This window comes from Acinetobacter sp. 778_lipA, from assembly GCF_058242985.1.
On the sequence record NZ_JBZAYT010000001.1, the window covers coordinates 1,235,392 to 1,255,849 of the forward strand.

At 32.8% G+C, this 20,458-nt stretch carries 19 protein-coding genes, 3 tRNA genes and 1 pseudogene; 15 read left to right on the forward strand and 8 right to left on the reverse strand.

Annotated elements, in window-relative coordinates:
• Nucleotides 1–17: 17 nt before the first annotated feature.
• From rodA to AC4CUY_RS05890, 5 genes are all read right to left on the reverse strand, one after another.
• Entirely contained in the window at nt 18–1,160 is a 1,143-nt protein-coding gene (gene rodA, locus AC4CUY_RS05870; protein ID WP_419361299.1) for a rod shape-determining protein RodA, read from the reverse strand.
• 343 nt (nt 1,161–1,503) lie between these two features.
• Entirely contained in the window at nt 1,504–2,154 is a 651-nt protein-coding gene (locus tag AC4CUY_RS05875) for a hypothetical protein (RefSeq protein ID WP_336953892.1), read from the reverse strand.
• A gap of 17 nt (nt 2,155–2,171) precedes the next feature.
• Nucleotides 2,172–2,996, reverse strand: coding sequence for an NADPH-dependent 7-cyano-7-deazaguanine reductase QueF (gene queF / locus AC4CUY_RS05880; protein WP_336953891.1), 825 nt, complete (start codon nt 2,994–2,996; stop codon nt 2,172–2,174).
• The gene (locus AC4CUY_RS05885; protein ID WP_336953890.1) at nt 2,996–3,769 is read right to left on the reverse strand and encodes an ABC transporter permease; all 774 of its coding nucleotides are present in this window, start codon (nt 3,767–3,769) and stop codon (nt 2,996–2,998) included. Before AC4CUY_RS05885 ends, queF begins: the two co-directional genes overlap by 1 nt.
• On the reverse strand, nt 3,766–4,701 hold the full coding sequence (locus AC4CUY_RS05890; protein WP_336953889.1) for an ABC transporter ATP-binding protein: 936 nt from the start codon (nt 4,699–4,701) through the stop codon (nt 3,766–3,768). The genes AC4CUY_RS05885 and AC4CUY_RS05890 overlap by 4 nt, the downstream gene beginning before the upstream one ends.
• Before the next feature lie 187 nt (nt 4,702–4,888).
• Here AC4CUY_RS05890 and AC4CUY_RS05895 point away from each other — a divergent pair.
• Nucleotides 4,889–4,964, forward strand: a tRNA-Arg gene (locus AC4CUY_RS05895).
• Nucleotides 4,965–5,765: 801 nt separating this feature from the next.
• Nucleotides 5,766–6,551 (forward strand): hypothetical protein, encoded by a 786-nt coding sequence (locus tag AC4CUY_RS05900; RefSeq protein ID WP_490773809.1) that lies wholly within the window; start codon nt 5,766–5,768, stop codon nt 6,549–6,551.
• 361 nt (nt 6,552–6,912) lie between these two features.
• Here the strand turns inward: AC4CUY_RS05900 and gltS are convergent, their stop codons facing one another.
• On the reverse strand, nt 6,913–8,142 hold the full coding sequence (gltS, locus tag AC4CUY_RS05905) for a sodium/glutamate symporter (protein WP_336953887.1): 1,230 nt from the start codon (nt 8,140–8,142) through the stop codon (nt 6,913–6,915).
• Between the two features lie 588 nt (nt 8,143–8,730).
• Here gltS and AC4CUY_RS05910 point away from each other — a divergent pair.
• The 11 genes and pseudogenes from AC4CUY_RS05910 to AC4CUY_RS05960 all read left to right on the forward strand — a co-directional run.
• Nucleotides 8,731–8,913: pseudogene (locus AC4CUY_RS05910) on the forward strand (IS5/IS1182 family transposase); the annotation flags it as partial.
• Nucleotides 8,914–9,771: 858 nt separating this feature from the next.
• Nucleotides 9,772–10,053, forward strand: coding sequence for a hypothetical protein (locus AC4CUY_RS05915; protein ID WP_490773810.1), 282 nt, complete (start codon nt 9,772–9,774; stop codon nt 10,051–10,053).
• A 181-nt stretch (nt 10,054–10,234) separates the two neighbouring features.
• A complete protein-coding gene (locus tag AC4CUY_RS05920) occupies nt 10,235–10,456 on the forward strand; it encodes a hypothetical protein (RefSeq protein ID WP_490773811.1) in 222 nt (73 codons plus the stop codon).
• Nucleotides 10,457–11,204: 748 nt separating this feature from the next.
• A tRNA-Met gene (locus AC4CUY_RS05925) sits at nt 11,205–11,281 on the forward strand.
• A gap of 206 nt (nt 11,282–11,487) precedes the next feature.
• The gene (locus tag AC4CUY_RS05930; RefSeq protein WP_490774657.1) at nt 11,488–12,306 is read left to right on the forward strand and encodes a helix-turn-helix domain-containing protein; all 819 of its coding nucleotides are present in this window, start codon (nt 11,488–11,490) and stop codon (nt 12,304–12,306) included.
• An 85-nt stretch (nt 12,307–12,391) separates the two neighbouring features.
• Nucleotides 12,392–13,231, forward strand: a complete 840-nt coding sequence (locus AC4CUY_RS05935) for a sterol desaturase family protein (protein WP_419328627.1) — start codon at nt 12,392–12,394, stop codon at nt 13,229–13,231.
• Nucleotides 13,232–13,590: 359 nt separating this feature from the next.
• Nucleotides 13,591–13,806 carry a cold-shock protein gene (locus AC4CUY_RS05940; RefSeq protein ID WP_336953883.1) on the forward strand — a complete coding sequence of 72 codons (216 nt, stop codon included), beginning with the start codon at nt 13,591–13,593 and terminating at the stop codon, nt 13,804–13,806.
• 1,628 nt (nt 13,807–15,434) lie between these two features.
• A complete protein-coding gene (locus tag AC4CUY_RS05945; protein ID WP_419328628.1) occupies nt 15,435–15,647 on the forward strand; it encodes a hypothetical protein in 213 nt (70 codons plus the stop codon).
• A gap of 704 nt (nt 15,648–16,351) precedes the next feature.
• A tRNA-Met gene (locus tag AC4CUY_RS05950) sits at nt 16,352–16,428 on the forward strand.
• A gap of 247 nt (nt 16,429–16,675) precedes the next feature.
• Complete coding sequence (locus AC4CUY_RS05955) at nt 16,676–17,053, forward strand: hypothetical protein (protein ID WP_336953881.1); 378 nt, start codon at nt 16,676–16,678, stop codon at nt 17,051–17,053.
• On the forward strand, nt 17,050–17,241 hold the full coding sequence (locus AC4CUY_RS05960; RefSeq protein WP_336953880.1) for a helix-turn-helix transcriptional regulator: 192 nt from the start codon (nt 17,050–17,052) through the stop codon (nt 17,239–17,241). Before AC4CUY_RS05955 ends, AC4CUY_RS05960 begins: the two co-directional genes overlap by 4 nt.
• Nucleotides 17,242–17,528: 287 nt before the next feature.
• Here the strand turns inward: AC4CUY_RS05960 and AC4CUY_RS05965 are convergent, their stop codons facing one another.
• Both AC4CUY_RS05965 and AC4CUY_RS05970 read right to left on the reverse strand, forming a co-directional pair.
• Nucleotides 17,529–18,575, reverse strand: a complete 1,047-nt coding sequence (locus AC4CUY_RS05965) for a linear amide C-N hydrolase (protein WP_336953879.1) — start codon at nt 18,573–18,575, stop codon at nt 17,529–17,531.
• Nucleotides 18,576–18,783: 208 nt separating this feature from the next.
• A complete protein-coding gene (locus tag AC4CUY_RS05970; RefSeq protein WP_419328629.1) occupies nt 18,784–19,341 on the reverse strand; it encodes a hypothetical protein in 558 nt (185 codons plus the stop codon).
• A 407-nt stretch (nt 19,342–19,748) separates the two neighbouring features.
• Here AC4CUY_RS05970 and AC4CUY_RS05975 point away from each other — a divergent pair, with 407 nt between their 5' ends.
• A complete protein-coding gene (locus AC4CUY_RS05975; protein ID WP_336953877.1) occupies nt 19,749–19,919 on the forward strand; it encodes a hypothetical protein in 171 nt (56 codons plus the stop codon).
• An 89-nt stretch (nt 19,920–20,008) separates the two neighbouring features.
• On the forward strand, nt 20,009–20,233 hold the full coding sequence (locus tag AC4CUY_RS05980; RefSeq protein ID WP_490773812.1) for a hypothetical protein: 225 nt from the start codon (nt 20,009–20,011) through the stop codon (nt 20,231–20,233).
• The last annotated feature ends 225 nt before the right edge of the window (nt 20,234–20,458 follow it).

Consider the following 20,458-nt stretch of genomic DNA (forward strand, 5'->3'; position numbering starts at 1 on the left):
TTATTTATGATAAAAAATTAACGATGTGTATGTATAGACATCACAATGCCAAAAGTGGCCATTAAAGTAATAATTGCAGTACCACCATAACTCATAAAAGGTAATGGCACACCGACTACAGGTAAAATACCACTGACCATGCCTGCATTTACAAATACATAAACAAAAAATGACAAAGCAAAAGTACCTGCGACAAGACGGCCAAAATTATGGAAGCATTGTAGACTCATTTGAAAGGTTCTAAAGATAATACAAAAGTAAATGATGATCAGAAGTAGGATACCAATCAGACCGAATTCTTCGGAAAATGCTGCAATAATAAAGTCAGTATGACCTTCAGGTAAAAAGTGTAAGTGTGACTGAGTACCTTCTAAATAGCCTTTGCCCATAAAGCCACCCGAACCTATCGCTGTTTTAGACTGTATAATGTTCCAACCTGTGCCTAAGGCATCAGCTTCCGGATTAAATAAAGTTAAAACCCGTTGTCTTTGATAATCATGGAGTAGAAACTCCCAAGCTATTGGAATAATCACTGCAACAGCACTCACTGCGCCTACAATCATTTTCCAAGAAAGACCACTCAGAAATAATACAAAAATTCCACTGGCTAAGATGAGTAGTGACGTCCCTAAATCGGGTTGTTCTGCAATTAGTATAAAAGGAATACCAATCATAATCAGTGATAAAAACACATTTTTAAAACTAGGCGGTAGAGGATTGCGAGATAAAAACCATGCAATCATCAATGGCATACCAATTTTTAAAAACTCACTGGGTTGAACGCTGCCAAAACCTGGAATCCCAATCCAGCGTTGAGCACCCATGCGAACCTCACCAAATACTTTGACCGCAACTAAGCAGAGCAGTCCAAACAGATAAAAGTAGGGTGCAAATGCTTGATAAACTTTAGGGGGAATTTGGGCTAAACCACACATGACGAGAAAACCGATACCAAAGCTCATGGCTTGTTTGTAAACCAGCCCCATATCTTGTGCAGAAGCACTATAAAGGACGGTTAAACCAAGCATCGCGTTTAAAATTAGAAATAAGCTCAACCAAGGGTCAATATGGAGTTTTTGCCAGCGTGAGGGGATCATGGCAGTACTCAGACCATCACGAGGAGATTGACGTAAAAATTTATATTGAGAGCTTGGTGCCATTGGTCTATTTTGTGCGGGAAATGTGTTTTGCGAATGCTATCACAATCCCCCTTGAAGGCAATGAATATCAATACTTTGCAACAAAATTATGACCTGAATTTTGTGATTATTTTGAGGTTGAAATATTTAAATTAGAAAATAGTAGGTTAAAGAGATTGAATTAAATGGTTTTGACTTTGAAAAGGTCTTATATGGATCTAGGGATAGTATTTTATAATGATTTTAAGTTTATGAATTTAATGGTTAATTACTATCCTTAAAAGCATAGCTCAGTAACTTTATAAAAAATGCCCTTACAAAGAAGGGCATTTTTATATTTAAAAATCCAATTGAATTTTAACGATCAATTAAAAAATAAAGTATCGTAATATTCTGCAACAGCTGTGATCTCATCTTTATTTAAATTTGGAATCAATTTGTCAATTGCCATGTGGACTGCCTTACCTACAGCGGAAGCCCCTATATCTGCAGCTTTACGTTTGATCATACCCAAATCGAGCGTTTTATTGAAATCGCGCATAAAATGGTTAATCGTCGCATCTGAGAATTGTTTGAATTGTTCAGACAAAACTGCACGATTTACATCACCATTTGCTTTGACTTCAGCAAAGCTATTTTTAAGATTGATGACTAAACTTGAGTCTAAATTCACTCCCACACGGAATTGACCTTGTGGATCTTTAAATAGGCTACGTTCGGAAAAATCTACAGACTGACGAACCACATCATTGTCTGCCTTACTTAACAATTGTTTAAGTAAAACAGCAACAGTTGATTTGACATAGCCTGCTAATTTTTCAGCAGTATCTCGTTTGTCGCTTGCAGGGAAGCGACGAACAAGTTCAATCAAAAGCGTATCAATAATTTCTTCATTAATGAGTAAGGCAGTTTGATCACGTAAAGGATAAAGTGGTTCGTTAGAGTTTTTTTTCTCAATACCAGTCTGAATGTTCTTTAATAGTTCTTCAGATGGTACAAAACCAAAAAAAGGCATGTTTTCAACCTCAATGTTTATTGTCGCGCCAATCGAATTGGGCTTGGCATCCATGATTCATCAGATACACGGCAGGGGTTAATATCTAAACCGCCACGACGTGTATACGTTGCATACACCATCAGCTTTTCAGGTTTTAAATTTTGCCAAATATCGGCAAAGATTTGTTCCACGCATTGTTCGTGAAAACCGTTATGCTGACGATACGAGATAATATAAGCTAAAATACTACGATAACAAGGTTTTTCGCCTTGGTATCGGATAAAAACAGTTCCCCAATCTGGTTGTCCCGTCACAGGGCAATTACTTCTCAATAAGTGTGAATACAGTTGAATTTCAACGTTTTCTCCGTCTTGTGTATTTTCTTGATCAAAGGTCAAAAGGCTTGCATCTGGATGATTGACCAGCTGGTCAGGTTCTTGATCATCAATACAAATACCCATTGGTTTGGTAATCTCTAAATCATCAACTTGAAATAAAGTTAGAGTCACTGCTGCTTGTGCAGCAGTAGATAAGTCTTTTTCAACAGTATTGATAAAAGCTTGATGAGAATCAAACTGGGTAAAGTTCATGCTATTAAAGTAGAGCTTTAACGACTTCGATTCAATCAAATTTGGTGATGTTGCAGGAAGCGCAATACGCCCAATGGCAACTTGCGGGATCCCTTTGGTATTTAGCCAAGAAATTTCGAATACATGCCACCAATCTTGACCTTTATATATACCCGCTATATCCGCATATTGCTCACGTGCTTGTGCACGTGCGATCGGGAAAAGAATTTCGGGTTGATAGGTAGTTGGGTAATCGGTTTCTTTACCCAATAAAGATTTTTCAACAGACATTATTCACGCATTCCTGAACCACGAGAAAGTAAATAGTAAGCAATACCATAAAGTACGCCACAGAAAAGAGTCACTATCAGTAAAGACAGAGAAACATTGACATCACTATGACCTAGAATTCCGAAACGGAAAGCATTGACCATATATACAATTGGGTTAATTAAAGAGAGATTTTGCCAAAATGGGCTTAAAGCACTGATTGAGTAAAATACACCACCTAAGTAGGTCAGCGGTGTTAATACAAAGGTTGGGATAATGGAAATATCATCAAAAGATTTTGCATATACAGCATTGATAAAACCCCCTAAAGAGAATAAGAGTGAGGTAATAATAACGGTATATATTGTAACGAAAATATTGTGTATATAAAGGTCAGTAAAAAACAAACTCATTGCTGTGACAATTGCCCCAACAAGAACACCACGAGCAACACCGCCAATCACATAACCACACAAGACCATATGTAATGGAACTGGACTCATGATCAATTCTTCGATGCTTTTTTGGAATTTAGCACTAAAGAAGCTTGAAGACACATTGGCATAACTGTTTGTAATCACCGCCATCATGATAAGGCCTGGCACGATGAATTGCATATAGCTAAATCCACCCATTTGCCCAATACGAGAACCGACCAAATTTCCAAAAATCACAAAGTACAAGCTCATGGTAATCGCAGGCGGTAATAAAGTCTGCGGCCAAATTCTCATAAATCTGCGAATTTCTTTTTGAACTAAAGTATAGAGTGCAATACGTAGTTGAGTAAAATTCATTCTGCAACTCCTTCAAGATTTTTCTCAACCAGTTTTACAAATAACTCTTCAAGACGATTTGATTTATTGCGCATACTGCGAACACGAATGCCCTGAGCTTCTAAAAGTTGGAATAAATCATTTAAAGAATGTGCTTTATCCATCGTGACTTCTAAGGTCATTGGGTCAATCAGGTTGAATTTCACACCAATAATATCGATTGTAATGGGTTCAATTGGATTTTCTAAATCGAAAATAAAAGACTCTTCGCTCAATTGATTTAAGAATGCTTTCATTGAGGTATCTTCTTTGATGACACCACGATCAATAATCGCAATTTGACGACACAGCATTTCTGCTTCTTCTAAATAATGCGTGGTTAAGATGATCGAGGTTCCTTTTTCATTCATCTCTGTAAGGAAATCCCACATTGAACGACGTAATTCGATGTCCACACCAGCAGTAGGTTCATCTAAAATCAAAAGCTTAGGCTCATGCATCATAGCACGCGCAATCATTAAACGGCGCTTCATACCACCAGACAACATGCGCCCTTGAGTATTACGCTTATCCCATAAACCTAATTTTTCTAAATATTCTTCAGCACGTTGTTGTGCAATTTTAGGCGGAATTCCGTAATAACCTGCTTGAGTAACTAAGATGTCGAAGATTTTTTCAAACTGACCGAAGTTAAATTCTTGGGGAACGACACCTAGGCATTGTTTTGCTTGTGAAGGATGCGTATCTAAATCATGACCAAAAATTTCCACAGTACCCGAGGTTTTCCGTGCCAAGGAACTGATAATACTGATTGTTGTCGATTTACCAGCGCCATTTGGTCCTAAAAGTGCATAAAACTCTCCTTCTGGAACTGTCAAATTGATTCCTTTGAGTGCTTGGAATCCATTTCTATAGGTTTTAGATAAATCTCTTAACGTCAGAGCATCAGTCATGAAATTCTCACTTGGTTTATGGAGTGTGTATTGTGAGCGATCTTTTTAAATAAACCAAGTAAGTTAGGAGGAATTCTGCATTGCAAATATGCGACATTGTTTAAAGCATGAGCATCAAGCAAAAGAGTTGTTTTATAAATGCTTTACCTAGCGGTTTTTTTTGTTATGATGTGCCATCTCAATTTAAGCGCCCATAGCTTAACTGGATAGAGTACAGGTTTCCGAAGCCTGTGGAGTGGGTTCGAGTCCCGCTGGGCGTACCATCTTTGTTTCAATTTGTCTCAAAACCCTTTATATTAAAAGCATCTAGACAATCCCTTTGTCGCATGATGTACCGCGATTTCTCAAGTTTTTAACGGTATACCGCAAAACCCAATAAAAATGTATCGTAAAAAATGGCAAAACTCGTTTTAAGTCTTACAGACTCAAAGATAAAAGCTGAAATCTCAGCTCAAAAAATCGCCTGATAAAGTTAAAAAGTTATCGAATGAAAACGGCTTAAACTTATATAGATAAAAAGTGAGGAACTTGCTGGCGCGTTTACTATGTTCGTTCAATCTCTAAGAAACGTGCAACATTTACTAATAAATAATGATGGATATAACAAGCATGGACCCATCATCACTTGTTATATTTTACAAATACTTTATCAAGGTTTGCTCGCTCTGATGAATTAAAAATGGGAAGATGTGGATCTTGAAAATTCTAAATGGTCCTATACACCATCTCAAACCGAAAATGCTTTAGGCACTCAAAATTGGTTGTACCTTTTTATTAAAGCAAGTCTTGTCTCTTTTTAAAGAACTGAAAGTAATTACAAGGCATAGTGAATATTGTTTAGCTAACCACGGGGGCAAAACAAGAATTCTTAGTGATCTCAATAAATAAGGCCTTTAAAAATCTAGGCTTCAATAATGGTGAGACTACAGACGATGAGTTTCGCGCACCTGTGCGTACTTTATTAAATGAAGTTAAAGGTGGTACGAAAAAGAGGTTAAATTAAATAGCATAATATTTTTTTATGACATAATTCTTTATATGAGATCAACTTTTAAGAAATCAGTATGGCAAGACTTCAAATGGAAAACAAAAAAAATGTTCAATTTACCGACGAGGCGCAAGAGCTGATATGTTTTGCAAAAATTTGTGATATCCAATCTTGGAAAGAAGTTCAGAATCAGTATATAGAACTAAAAAAGAAAATTGCTCCTAAAAAAGTTTTATTGCTTTTAGAGGATATCGGACAATGTAACTATACTTCGATGCATGCCTCTATGAGTGATGGGCTTTACTTTGATTTATCTGAATACCTTGACGAGGGTGAAAGCGAAAATATTAGCTACGAAAATGCTTTACCTCTTGAAGTTCAGTATCATATTAAACAACTCTTAAAGCCTGAGAATCAAGTAAGTGTTCGTGATTTGTATGGAAAATTCAGTTATAGCGATCAAGATTTATCTATTCTAATACAGATAAATATGCATCCTGAGAAAATTTTGGATAAATGTATTGAGGTAAAAGTATTAAGAAATACAACTGAAACTCAAAAATTTGCAGCCCAGCCTAATGGCTATTTTAGTTGTGATTTTAACCCATTTGAGTCTTTTAGTTTAATTCAATTTTTAGATAAAAATTTTGGCTTAGAGTATATTGGTCTAGGGGCAAGTTTATTATTTTTTTCTAAAACACCAATGTTTACATTAAGTAAATTAGATGACTTATTTAAAGAATTGGAAAAAATTTATAATTTTAATCAAACAATGAGTACACAGTTGAAGGAGCATTTAACGAACTATGATTATATCATTTTACCATATGTAGAATCGTTGGAAGTATTTGTTTTAGATTAAAAAAGTTACTAGAAGAGTTTGCTCAGTACAATATAAGCGGTTTGAAAAATATTAATAAGATTTTAACTAAACCTCCCTCGGGAGGTTTTTTAATATTTAATTCAACCAGCTTGAAAGCATATAGATCACAATTGCGAGTAAGAATAATCCTATTAAAATCAAAATATATATAGGTATTCTGCGATTTTCTTTAGCTTTCTCTGACCTTTCTTGAGAGCGTGTTTGGCTTTTATTAATTAGCATATTAACCTCTAAAAGTTTATAAAGCTGCTAATTGTATGTTGTGCTTATATTTGCATTACATTGTGAATATATGTAGTGCGATGGTTTGGTGTGCCCTCGAATTGGAGGGCTAGAAGTATTAACTAAAAATTTTCAAAATAGATTGGATGACCACAACGTTAACTAGATCAATAAAAAATGCGCCAACAAGCGGAACAATCAAAAAAGCTTTGTGTGATGGACCATACATATTAGTAATCGCCTGCATATTTGCAATTGCGTTAGGGGTTGCACCCATTCCAAAACCACATAGACCCGAAGCTAAAACTGCTGAGTCATAGTTTTTTCCCATAACACGAAAAGATATATATACTGCAAATAACCACATCGTAATAGACTGAGCAATCAATAGTATAATCATTGGAACAGCTAAATCTGCTAATTGCCAAAGCTTCAATGAGACTAAAGCCATCGCTAAAAATAGGGCAAGCGCAGTGTTGCCAAACACGTCAATTGAACGATCAAATATCGGTTGCTTAAAGCCAGTTTCAATCACGTTACGAAGTAAAATGCCACCACCTAAAGCCCATACAAAAGTAGGTAATTCAAACGCAGTACCAAGAGTTAAGTTCTTCATAATCTCTGCAAAAGCCAAAGCAAAAGCAAACATTCCCAAAGTTATAATAGCGTTATCTGCTGTAATGAGACGAACCTTTTGCGGGGCTTCAAATGCATATTCACTATCTGTCAATGGTGCACTTTTATTGTCTTGACGTACTTCTGTATTTAAAGGCGAAGCCAATTGATGCTTGCGGATTAAATATCGTGCTAACGGTCCACCCATTAGACCGCCAACTACCATACCAAATGTGGCACTTGCGATTCCCATAGGTAATGCACCTTCAACGGCATATTTTGATTCGAAAATCGGTCCCCAGGCACCTGCTGTCCCCAAACCACCGATTAAAGCAATTGAACCCGCAATTACGCCCATAAGAGGATCTAAACCAACCATCTTAGCGACAGCCATACCTACACCATTTTGCACTAAAACAAAGATAGATATTGCGATCAGGAAAATAACTAAAGGTTTTCCACCTTCTTTTAGCTTTACGAAATTAGCACTTAATCCAATTGATGCAAAAAACATCAACATGAATGTATCTTGCATCGGCTTATTTATTGAGATTGTGTATCCCATAAATTGATGAATTATATAAAAAATAATTGCGCCAACCAATCCGCCTGCCACGGGTTCTGGAATATTGTATTTTGTTAAAAAGGGAATATATTTGTTTAAAATACGTCCTGTATATAGAACCAACACAGCTAGCATGAGCGTATACGTTGGATTAAGTATTAAATCCATTAAATATCCTTAATTATTAGTTTGTTGTGCTCTATAGCATTGTGATTTAATTTAACAGATTAAGATGAAAACTATTAATATAAACTACAGAATAAATGCACTGTTCAAAGATAAAGCGATGTATTTCATACTTCTAATGCATTTTTATATTTTTCTATGCATTTTTTGCATAACAATTTACATAACTATGGAAATATCTTGGAATGATCAAAGTATCCAAGTAAGGTTGCTGATCGCTTATATTTAGATCATTTTTCCAAATTAGAGACAATTCATCTTTATTGTTTTGTACAGTTGGCTTTATGTAGAAGTATGGCTATTTGTTATAATTTTCGGATTTGTTAAAATAGCAATATTAAGGAATTGAAGCCCAATCTCTTTTTTATGGTAGCTAATACACTATGATTTAAAATTAATTAAATCATATAGATATAAGATGGTTGTTGTGGCCACTCTGCATACCATTTTAATAAAAAACCTTACTTCCGTGAGGGCAGTTGAAATTTAATGTATAAAAAATAGAGAGACAGTAATATTTAATTACCAAACTAAATTTATTACTCGCTATATCTCAAATAATGCTGAAGGATCAAGACTGACTGTTCTCAGCTAAAATTTACTTTCCGTAATTTTAAAATTTATCTCAAACAAACTTTGAGAAATTTTATTGAAGAGATCCTTTACCATATTAGAACAGTTTGCCCATGAAGAGATTTACAACAAGAATTTAGCAAATCAAACTCAATATTTAAAAATATTGTCGCTAGGTGGTAGGGAGTAAGCTTATGAAAAAATTAAATTATTTTGTAGAGATTAAAACATAAAGTGTTTTAGCCTCAAAAAGTAATGATCGCTTTAAATTTGAAGAAGAAGATATACTCTGTGTGAATATGATAAATGACTGATGGATACTTTAAAAAAGTATTAAAATTAATAATTATCCTGAAACAACTTTTGTGATTTATTCAAAAGAAAGATTAGGTGATTTGATCTTATAAATTTGAAAAAAGATTGGGAAAAGTTCTGTTCAATATTCTAAATGATGCTGTGAGACTAAATCTCTCATGTCATGAAGCATAATTTTATTCAAATAACATTGAAAAATGAGATTTTAATTAAGCATAAAATAAATTTTAAATATTTTTTTGTTTGCATTGTTATTTTTAGTTCAATCCTTAGAGCTGAGGGCGCAGGGGATCCTAAAAAGCATAAATGAGTAGTCAACTATAAGTCAGCGAAATATAACATGTGTCTATAAGTTTTCTTTTAGTCGAATGATTAAGCTAAGTATTTATAGATTTTAAATTTTCGTATCAACATGCATATTGGGTGTTTTTCACCGATTAAAAGAAAGCTCTAATAGTTGTTATATATTGCCACTGACAAGTAAAATCAAACCCTAGTAAAATAGTAGGTATTCCTCCTGTTACCGAATAATCGGTTTTTGCCTGTATTCTTTCCCCAAAGATGCAGGTTTTTTTTACCTCATTGTTTAGTTTTTTCTGTATATCATTTCAAATTTTTTTGTGTTGAAAATCATAGAAATCACAAGAATTTAGAATTTTGCTCAAAGTTCATAAAGTAAGCCTGAATGCGGTAGTATAGTAATTAACGACAAGAGTAGTCATTATGATGAATGAAACATTTAAATATTTGTATACCCATGTGGGTATATTTGGTTCTTTACCTACACATAAAGTGTTTACAAGCGATAAAAGTGATAGAACAAAACTAATTTTTGCTGATAATACATTTGTTTATAGTTTAATTTCTTCTTGGGCTTTGAGTAACTCAGATTTTGATAGTGGAAAAGAGACGTGGAAAGACGAGCCAGCAGATTATTTAGAAAATGAAATAAAAAAATTAGCTATTTATAAAGCGAATCATCCCTTATTTATCACTGAATTGTAATTTTATATTGTAGCTAGAATTGACTCGCAGCTGTTTAAAGATGGATTGAATACCTAGCTAAAAGCTTTAAGATTGTCTTGCAGAAATGTGAGGCATTCCTCATCTCTTAATTTTTCTTAATTCGCCAAAAAAATGTCATAAATGGGTGTTATATTGAATAAAACAAATGAGGGGAGCTAACATGAGCATTAATCTAAAAGAACTAAACAAGCAAATTGCTGATTTTAAAGAAAATAAGGAGCCAAAAAAATTAATTATCGGCTATAAAACTTATTCTAAATTGATGAAAGAGAGTAAGTTTTTAGATAAAATTAGCAAAGACGCAAATGATCCAATGATTAGATATTATAAAGAAATAAAAATAAAAATAGTGACCGAAAAGCATTTTTTTGAGATTGAGTAACTGATCGAGCTTTATGAAATCATTTGTGCGCAATAAAGTTGTGAGTCAAGTGCCTAAGATGTCATTTTAATCCCAAAAATTGATAAAGATATTTATGTATTATTCTAGAAAGGCTGTCATCAGACTAAAATGATAATTCTTATTTAACATTTTAAAAGTAATGGCGATTTGGAAGGTCTACATTTTTTTAATTTCGGTCGCAATAAATGTTGAAAATTCCACCTTATTAATGTATAATTAATGTACAAAAATAAAATAAGGTGATTACATGATATATAAATCTATAAACATCGCTTTTTTCTTCTTTATGTTTATTGTTCTTACTTTGCTTATACATTTATTTGGTAATATCCCTTCAGGGTTATGGGTGTATAAGTAAATACAACTGGATCTAAAAGCTCATCAAAAGATGGGCTTTTATGAGTTTTTTAATACTATATATATCCAGAAAGATGTTGTGTTTATGTTGACTATTAGCTGAATTGTCTATTTAAATTATTCTTTCTAGTTATAAATTTGGAATGCAACCTCGTCTAACCACTGTTAAGTGTCAGTGTAGTGTATAGAGTTGCCTAAAAAGATTAAAATATAGTTAATCTAAAAAATGATATTCTTCTGAGAAAAATTGTAAACATATATAAAAGTATAAAAATTGTGTGAATATAGCTGTTAAATCAGTCTTTTTAGTATATATATTTAATAATAGTTGTAATCCTTATCTTTAAAGCGTATAAAGTCACTTCGTTGATGCGGGATGGAGCAGTCTGGTAGCTCGTCGGGCTCATAACCCGAAGGTCGTTGGTTCAAATCCAGCTCCCGCTACCAACGAAAAAAGATTTAAAGTTTATAGCCTAGTTCGCTTCATGCTTACTAGGTTTTTTTATGTTTAAAATTTAACAAGATCAAACTCTAAAGTTATAGAAAAAGACGGCATGAAAGTGGGATAAATTAAGCCACTAATTTATTTTTTGTATTTGAAGATAAATAAAATAATGGTATTTATTGAGTTTTCACTTGTGCTTACATTTTCTATGGTCCAATCTAATTTATACAAATTGCCTGCTAAATATTGGAAAGGAAAGATATCGATTGGATATGGTATTGGATATTTTGAGGGGGCTGTCGGTGATAATTATCCACATCGTCATCACGCACATCAATTAAGCTTTGCAAAGGAAGAGGGAGAGCGTGTTCAGGTTGTTTATGAGGATGAAGATAAATGTATAATGAGTAGTGGGGTGTATATCGCAGCAAATACATCACATCATTTGCGACCAGGAAACTACTGTTCGATTTATATTGATCAAACACATTTCCTTGCAGATGTCATACAGCATTATTTACAAGGGTACCTACAATCAGACTCGCCCATTCGGGTATTGCCTGAAAGTCTGGTGATTATACTTAGAGAATTCTTTCTAGAACAAAATCATGCTATTGAATCTTTTCAAAAACTTATTAGTTATTGTAGTCAGAATGACTTCAAATATCAGAACATCAGAGCAAGACATCTTTCAGAATATCTTATTCTCAATAATCAAAAGAATTTAACAGGTAAACAAATTGCAGCAAAGCTCAATATCTCAGAAAGCCGTTTTAGTCATTGGTTCAGTGAAAATTTTGGTATTTCTTATCGTAGTTATCGGAAGTGGATACGCTTATTGCAAACCTTACAAGCAATAGAGCAGGACGTTAATTTAACAAGCATAGCTCATCAATCACACTTTTCTGATCAACCACACTTTAGTAGAACGTGTAAACAAATGTTTGGTATTCAACCCTCATTATTAAAATTTATTCCATTCATTGAACAGATGCCGATATTAGTAGTGCCATATAAACCATATTAACAAGACATTATAGCGGTTTCGTTCAATTTTTAGGGTATTCCAATCCGCATACTACTGAAGCGTATTATGATGATTGGAGTAATAAGTGAGCGCTTTTTTTAAAATATCTCTACAATATTTATTTTATCCGCTTTGTATGATGTTTACAGTATGGATCGTGATGTTGGTCGTCTCTGGGCAAATTCCGTATTGGCCAAGTTCAATAATTTTAATCTTACTAAGCGGTTTACTGATTGCATTGGTTGAATATTATTTGCCTTATCAACCCAAATGGTTAGATACACATAAAGATTTTCTTACAGATATAGTTCATGCAGTTTTTAATTTATTTTTGATTGTTTCTGTAGCAAAAATGATAGAGTGGTTGGATGTTTTTAGATTTATTCCTCGTTTATGGCCTGACCAAATTTCGGTATTTTGGCAGATTATAATTGTTGCTTTAATCATTGATTTTGGACTTTGGTTTATGCATTACATGAGCCACAAGTATCGATTTCTATGGAAATTACATGCGATTCATCACCATTCACGTCGGTTATATTGGTTAAATGCTGAAAAGAGGCATCCGCTGAGTGCAATTGTCCTTGCTGGGCCAAGTTTAACTGTACTGGCTCTTTTCGGGGCACCTAGTTTGCTGATTGGATGCTGGCTGATGTTTATGGCTGTACATTTGTTTTTCCAGCATGCCAATGTTGATTATCGGGTGGGTCCTTTAAAATATATTTTTGCTGTTGCCGAGGTTCATCGTAGTCATCATCAACATGGTCTTGGTCGTAAAAATTTTGGAGAAGTTTTTATATTTTGGGATATTATTTTTGGAAGCTTTTTTTATGAAGATAAAAAAGTTAAACATGATCAAGTCGGAGTGCGTATCCAAATACCAAATCAATATCTGGCTCAATTGCGCTGGCCTTTTAAAAAATAATCTTAAAGATGATTTTTACTTTAATCCCTACTAGCCAAAACTAAATCACTTGTTAAAGGTGATTTAGAAAACTTAAGTTACTTGGCAAAGCTCTCGTTTGAGAGCTATTTAAGTAGATAAGTTCCTCTTTAAGCTTAAAAGAAGTTAAATATATATAAGAAAGCTTGATTATTTTTTTTTTTCCTGTAAAGTAAAGACAACTAGAAAAAAGTCATGTTTTGGTAAATCTTCTCTAAGTATCGCAGTTTTAGTCATAATCCTTCGTTTTATTCAGATTTTAAGTTCAATTCTTTATTATTTTCGACGTTATCACTAGTCATAAAATGACTTAAAATTTTTAAATTTCAGTAGGATTGATTATGTCAAACTCAAATGTTGTTAAAGGTACTGTTAAATGGTTCAACGAAACTAAAGGTTTCGGTTTCATTCAACAAGAGTCAGGTCCAGACGTTTTTGCTCATTTCAGCGAAATCGCTAACTCTGGTTTTAAAACTCTTGCTGAAGGTCAACAAGTTGAATTCAGTATCACTCAAGGTCCAAAAGGTCCTAACGCTGTAAACATTACTGCTCTATAATTAGTAGTAAGTTAAAAAAAGCACGATATCGTGCTTTTTTTAGCTGTGCATTTTTATTTAAACTAAAATTTATACATTTTAATTATTTCGATAAAATTTTCTATTCTATTAGGTATGTTCATACTGAATCACAATGTTCATATCAAAGATCAATTAGGTCTTCAATACTATATCTAAGCCACAGTTGATGGTGATTTCGGCAATACCCAATCTTACTCTAATTTATGCTTTATCATAATTAGGGTAGAAGATATTTGCCAGATTTTGAAATGATTTTTCAATGTACTTTAAGTGGAAAATTATATAAATACATTCCCTTTTTATGAACATTACATCTCTGTAATCATTCACTTATCCTTGAAAGTTTAAGCATATCTAATGATTTGATGTATGTGCCTAGACTTTTACATTCTGTGGAATGTGATGCTGTTTCACTTATCGCTCAGGAAAAAAGAAACCTGCATCATGCAGGTTAGTTTCGAGTTTCTTTATTGTCATATAGACCACTCTCTCCAATGGTCATCGCTACTATACATCTGCTCACTAATAATAAAAACGCAGTAAAATAGTCGAGATAAATTTTGATAATCGTTAGGCTCGAAATGATAATTCGATTTTCTACTTTTAATTTCAATTATTTAAAGTAAATTAGCTGTGATTGGCTTTCTGCACTGGTTGTGTCGAGTATGTTACTGTTGCTTATTATTTTTATCTTCTGGACAATATTTAGTGTACTAAGTGCTGATTAGTACCTTAATTAAGCATCATATTTATGTTCTTTTGAAATTAAACATTCGATGAAGGATCTTGAAGTAATACTTAATTTATATAAATTAAGCTTGCATCACAGTTTTTGTAGATCCAACTACTTATTGTTGGTTATTTTTTATACATTTTATAAGAAGGTTAAGGCTGATTTAACTTTAACTTTACATTGTTATTTTACTAAAAATAAATAACAAAAAAACCTTAATCAGCGCAAAATTAAGGTCAAGCCTTACAAAAATATCAGGCTTTTGTATTGAACAATAGCATCTTGAGAACATAACCGGATTTTAAGCTTATAGATTAGAAACTATAAAATTGAACCTTATTAGCCAAATTTTATTACGATGACAAGTAAAATGAATTTGTTAGATTAATTGATGGGTACCAAGGAGATGAATGTAAGGAAAAAGTTAATTTTAGCAGTGTAATTGGTTGAGGCAACTTTAGAAGGTGACCATGTCACAAGAATGTTAATCGAAATTTTAGTTGGCTTTCTGATGGAAAGTGGAACTGTGAGATGTGAGGTTTATTTTCAATTTATTCAACAAACGAAAAAATATTTGATTGAGAATTCCAACGAGACCAGTGAATCTAAAGTAAAAATAATTGAAAGTATTTTTTGATCTTCATCTTGATGATTTAAAGGAGATAAAAGGATAGATATGAAAAGCGCTGAATAACATCTAAAACGATCTTTTGGGTAAACACTTAAAATGTAAGTAAATAAAAAAAATAATAACAATTGAATGTTTTTGCAGTATATTAAATCTCGTTCGATGAACAAGCATAAATTTAATAATCATTGAATGTTTAGGTACACAGTTTTAGCTATTTTTTAATTAATTTTTAAGGTGTTTTTTATGAATAAACTCGATATAAATGTAAAGGATCAATTTGGTAAGTGTTATGCAGTAGAAGCAACATTGGATGATGTTGTGGTAGATCCAAATAAAACCCATGAACGTATAAAATATATTATTGTTGAAAATGAACTTTTACGGCCTAACTTTGAAATGCTCTTTGAAAGTACTAAGAACGGAAAAATTTATAAGATACTGGAATCTATAGTTTAAATATGACCACCTGCGGGTGGTTTTTTAATTGATAAAATTTATATTTACATGCTTGGATTTATTTAAAATTATCATGATCAGTATCGTTTGAATAATCAAGTCGACTTATGCTGTGATTAAAAAGTGTAGAAAAACTTACAAATCATAGTAATTGTATTTAAAAAACCTAATTTATTAGTTTTGTATATTGAACGAAATTGGGTTTATTGATTTTGCCAGACTTGATAGCAACTTTTGCAATAACAGCAAACATGACTTTTTATTAAAAAATAAACGAGTAGTTAAGTGAATCAGTCTGAGATTTATTGATCAATTATTTATAAAATGTTTACATTATAGATATTCAAATTTTTATTTCTTTAGGATTTTATAGTTATTATCAACTATTAATCAGATCATTTTATATATTCTCATTTTTTATTTTTATTACATAGTTTAGTTAAAATAATAAATAAAGATTGATATACTGGATTTAAATTGTTGTCTGACGCTTACGTTATTCATATTCTCCTAAACATACCCTCATTTTAGTGAGTGTATTTCTTTGATACTTTGGATGTTTTTATGATATTTTGAAGTTAAGATCATGGACCAACAATAAGTGTCTTCTGAGTGGTTCGGCTTCTCATTCATAATTCTTTTAAACATATATTGAATAAAGGTTGTATTTCTCGTCTTTAAGGCGTATAAAGGTGCTTCGTTGATGCGGGATGGAGCAGTCTGGTAGCTCGTCGGGCTCATAACCCGAAGGTCGTTGGTTCAAATCCAGCTCCCGCTACCAACGAAAAAAGATTCAAAGTTTATAGCCTAGTTTGCTTCATGCTTACTAGGTTTTTTTTATGCTTTTAAATCAGTTAGCTTCATAAATTTATAATCAAAGTGCAAATAAATGCTGTGAAAAATTTTCAATTGAAGGCGCATTTCGTAGTTGCTGTATAAGTTAAAATAAAAATAATATGTAAAGCACGCTTTACATAGTGCGCTATTTGATCTAAATTTGTGTAAAGTTTACTTTACATGAGTACCGTATGAAAAAATATAGATCTCTGATTGAGTTTAGCGCATCAATACTGCTTTATATTGTTGTGCTTATCTGTACATTGAATTATTTAAAGAATGATAATATCCGTTATTCAACACAAATTTTTGTGACATTATTGCCTATAATTCCCTGTATTTTGGTGGGCTGGAGTGTGCTCAGGCAATTAGCGCGCCTAGATGAAATGCAACAACACATCCAATTACAAGCTTTTGCGCTGGCATTTGTGGGTACCGCACTCATCACATTTAGCTATGGATTTCTTGAAAATATTGGCTTTCCACATCTTTCTATGTTTTTGGTATGGCCTTTAATGGCAACGCTGTGGGGTGTTGGTATTGCAATTGGGAGTTGGCGTTATCGATGAAAAATATCTTATCTGAATTGAGAACGCAGCAAGGTTGGTCTCAGCAACAATTAGCAGAATATTTGGGAGTTTCTCGCCAGACAATTAATGCAATTGAAAAAGAGCGCTATGATCCTAGCTTACCTTTGGCCTTTAAAATATCTAAATTATTTAATTCACCCATAGACGTAATTTTTAAAGATGAATAGAATTTTATAGATGGGTTAAGCTTGGCCTGGGCAGAAATTTTTGACCACTAAAAATAGTATATTTAAAGCATTATATTCTTAGCCGTTAATAAATTTAGCTCAAGTATTCAACACTTTTCATGGAATTTGATCTGTAAAATGGGTAAACGAAGCCTGACGTGAGAGGAAACTTAAAAAACTTCGTGCTAGACCGTAAATTGTTAATGAAAGCCCACATTGAGAGGGCTTTTGTTTGAAGTCTTTATGTAAATTAATACTTATAAAAGGCATTTATCTTTTGCTTAAAGTTAATTTATTCCTAAAAACTGGAATGGTTTTGAGCTTTTAAAATAAGAGTTTGATTTTCCAGAATAGGTTATTGCTTGGTCTTTACCTAAAGCCAGTTTTTTGGTTTGCCCATCTTTGAAGTTAATCTCTTTTAAGTCTACCCAAAAAATATTTGGTGATACAGCAGATTCAAAAAAGTAAAGATTTCTCTTATGGTCAGCGACAGTACGCCAACGCGTAGAAGAAATATTTGGTTCTTCTGCGGTATTTAATCCAAATGGAACAGAGACATTTCTGATCACACCAAACACACTTGCGATAGAATGTTCTGATGACGCTTTTTTAGGTATTGCATTGATATAAAATGAAGCTCTTGCAAAGCGATCTGAAGCACGATTGGTTCCGGGTAACATGATTGTTCCGCCAATTTGCTGCCAATAGCTATTGAGCGCTAATTGTTGATCAAAGGTTGGGGAGTTGGTCATTACTTGATATTTACGGCTATGATGAATCACTTGTTTACCGCCAATATACTCAATAATTGCACTATCACCCGTTGCATCCGATATAGAAAGATGTAGAGTCGTTAAACGTGTATCACCTGGCACAGTATCTGTAACAACTATAAAAGGTTCCTTTTCTAAAGCATGTACTGCTTCGTCTACAGTTGCATAGTTGTCTAAGACATATTGAGCCCATAGAGAAATACTCAGAGGTGGTTTGCTATTCTTCTTAGTATCTGGATAATCAGATTCTACTAACCAAAGTAAGTTAGCCACTAAACCTTTTTCATTCATGCCATCTGTTGTGGCAACATCATAACCTGTTGCAACGACGCTACCATATTTAGCCGTCCATTGAATAGAATTCGGACCAGCTAAGCCTGTACGTTTGACATTACTTGGTAAAATCCATAAATCTGTCCCTACGTCTTGTTTCCAATCCATAGAACGTGCTGTAATCACTTCATTGTCACCTAAATATACGACACGTGTACAAGCAGTGGTAACTTCTGCTGCGACGAGAATTCCCGCGGCAAGTAATATCTTTTTCAAAGCATTATTCATCATCATTTCCTCTTAAAAAACGGTAAATTAATGTCCAAGACAGGGGCTTGTTGTCGAATATCCCAATGGAAGTTATTGCATTTATAATTTTGTTCAAAATAACTGTAGTCAGTTGTTAAATTTAGATTTCGATTCAAAAATAGAAATTCGATATCCTGTATATACATAGGCAGAAATCGTTTTTCTCCCCTCAAGGTCATTTTTGAAGCTAAATTCCAAGGTGAATCAAAATTGTATTTAAAGCGAGAACCTCTAAAAAACCATTCCATACGCTACCTATGTCTGTAGATTGATTTAAAGTACTAACTTTTGCTTTGGGTTTGGTGCAATGCATTCCAATTTTAGGTTCTATAATCGGCTTTGGTAGATTTTTGAAGCTAAAGGCAGGTGATATGTGTGCTCGATAGTAAGTTCCAGAACTGACCTGATCTAATTGATTATTTATAGAGATCGGTAAGTATCTTGTTTGTTTTTCTTGAGACGGTTTTATAATTTGTTGGTTAGCATAAATCCCCCATTTTCCCTTAATTAGTTCGGCATGTGCCATAAATGAATGGTCTAGCTCTTTTACTATTTCTTTGAAACGTTGATCAATATTATATTTAATTTCCTCTTTTTTGATTGGCTCATCCACATCTGCGGCAAAGGTGTATAAGTTAAGATTTGACTTTTCATGACTATCAAAGGAGTCTATGAAGCTTTCAGCATAGACTATTTTATTTAAAATAATACCAAATATCATATATAAATAATTATTAAATATCATTTAATTTCAAAATTTTTATATCATAATGTTGATGAAATTATTTTATTTAAGATTTTCTACATTAATTTATTAAAAATATTAATTATTGTATTTGTGTTATGGTCATCTATGCATATAATGAAATATAAATTTAGTGGCTAATACTAAAAATATTAAGTTTATCTTAGAATTCAGATTTTTAAATAAGTAATGGATTCTACATCTGTTTCTAAAGTATTTATTTTAGGGGCACATTTTTAATGGACATTGTCTAAACAATATTTATGAATTTTTATTGTAAAAATAAATATAAACCAATGATATTAATTTTTAAATATACCTTGATACATGTCGCTACTATCTATTCAGTTCATAAAGGTGCATGTTAAATGTACCATTAATATGAATGGTAAAAAAGAGATATCATTATGTCAAAATTTAACAAGCAAGTGAGTAGCAATCAGGGTAAACAACCTGATGCTAATGGTCATCAATCTCAAGCGCCACAGCAACAGTCAAATAAGGATCAGAATAAGCAACCTGACGCTAATCATGCTAATTCACTTCAACTACAGCAAAAGAAAGTTGAAGAAAGATGAGTGCAAAAAAAATAGCACTAGGTGTTTCAATGCGTGAAGAATAAATTGTAAGGATGAAACTTCTTTCAATTTATTAAGGAGTTAAAGTAATGATTAAGAAAGTAACGGTACATAAAATGTATGCAGAATTTCAACAGTTTCCAGTTATACAATATATAGGTGAATATGATGAGTCATTTAATTTAGTTAGGCTATTCAATTCTTTCAATCAGGAATTAATCAGAATATTTGGAACCTATCAGTGGACTTTAATTGGCACTGATGAGGTTTTTTTTGTAGAAGAAGATCCAGCCTTTCAACAGAGAACACACTAATCATATTTCGTGATATATAGTGAATATAAATGTTAGACTTGCTATATTTGTTGAAGGGAAGTATTTTTTATAAAAAGAGAATTTTCAGTTTTATGTTCAATAGGCGGAGTATGATCAGCTGTTTAAAAACTAGCAATTATTAAGTTTTATGATGTCTAGCCCAATTTTATTTTGTCTAGGATCAATGAATATCTTTTCTTGTTTATTATCTAATAAGATAATTAA

Bases quoted from the DNA above. Each gene is read 5' to 3' on its own strand.
- rodA (WP_419361299.1), bottom strand. From the start codon at position 1,160: ATGGCACCAAGCTCTCAATATAAATTTTTACGTCAATCTCCTCGTGAT.
- AC4CUY_RS05875 (WP_336953892.1), bottom strand. From the start codon at position 2,154: ATGCCTTTTTTTGGTTTTGTACCATCTGAAGAACTATTAAAGAACATT.
- queF (WP_336953891.1), bottom strand. From the start codon at position 2,996: ATGTCTGTTGAAAAATCTTTATTGGGTAAAGAAACCGATTACCCAACT.
- AC4CUY_RS05885 (WP_336953890.1), bottom strand. From the start codon at position 3,769: ATGAATTTTACTCAACTACGTATTGCACTCTATACTTTAGTTCAAAAA.
- AC4CUY_RS05890 (WP_336953889.1), bottom strand. From the start codon at position 4,701: ATGACTGATGCTCTGACGTTAAGAGATTTATCTAAAACCTATAGAAAT.
- AC4CUY_RS05900 (WP_490773809.1), top strand. From the start codon at position 5,766: ATGGCAAGACTTCAAATGGAAAACAAAAAAAATGTTCAATTTACCGAC.
- gltS (WP_336953887.1), bottom strand. From the start codon at position 8,142: ATGGATTTAATACTTAATCCAACGTATACGCTCATGCTAGCTGTGTTG.
- AC4CUY_RS05915 (WP_490773810.1), top strand. From the start codon at position 9,772: ATGATGAATGAAACATTTAAATATTTGTATACCCATGTGGGTATATTT.
- AC4CUY_RS05920 (WP_490773811.1), top strand. From the start codon at position 10,235: ATGAGCATTAATCTAAAAGAACTAAACAAGCAAATTGCTGATTTTAAA.
- AC4CUY_RS05930 (WP_490774657.1), top strand. From the start codon at position 11,488: ATGGTCCAATCTAATTTATACAAATTGCCTGCTAAATATTGGAAAGGA.
- AC4CUY_RS05940 (WP_336953883.1), top strand. From the start codon at position 13,591: ATGTCAAACTCAAATGTTGTTAAAGGTACTGTTAAATGGTTCAACGAA.
- AC4CUY_RS05945 (WP_419328628.1), top strand. From the start codon at position 15,435: ATGAATAAACTCGATATAAATGTAAAGGATCAATTTGGTAAGTGTTAT.
- AC4CUY_RS05955 (WP_336953881.1), top strand. From the start codon at position 16,676: ATGAAAAAATATAGATCTCTGATTGAGTTTAGCGCATCAATACTGCTT.
- AC4CUY_RS05960 (WP_336953880.1), top strand. From the start codon at position 17,050: ATGAAAAATATCTTATCTGAATTGAGAACGCAGCAAGGTTGGTCTCAG.
- AC4CUY_RS05965 (WP_336953879.1), bottom strand. From the start codon at position 18,575: ATGAATAATGCTTTGAAAAAGATATTACTTGCCGCGGGAATTCTCGTC.
- AC4CUY_RS05970 (WP_419328629.1), bottom strand. From the start codon at position 19,341: ATGATATTTAATAATTATTTATATATGATATTTGGTATTATTTTAAAT.
- AC4CUY_RS05975 (WP_336953877.1), top strand. From the start codon at position 19,749: ATGTCAAAATTTAACAAGCAAGTGAGTAGCAATCAGGGTAAACAACCT.
- AC4CUY_RS05980 (WP_490773812.1), top strand. From the start codon at position 20,009: ATGATTAAGAAAGTAACGGTACATAAAATGTATGCAGAATTTCAACAG.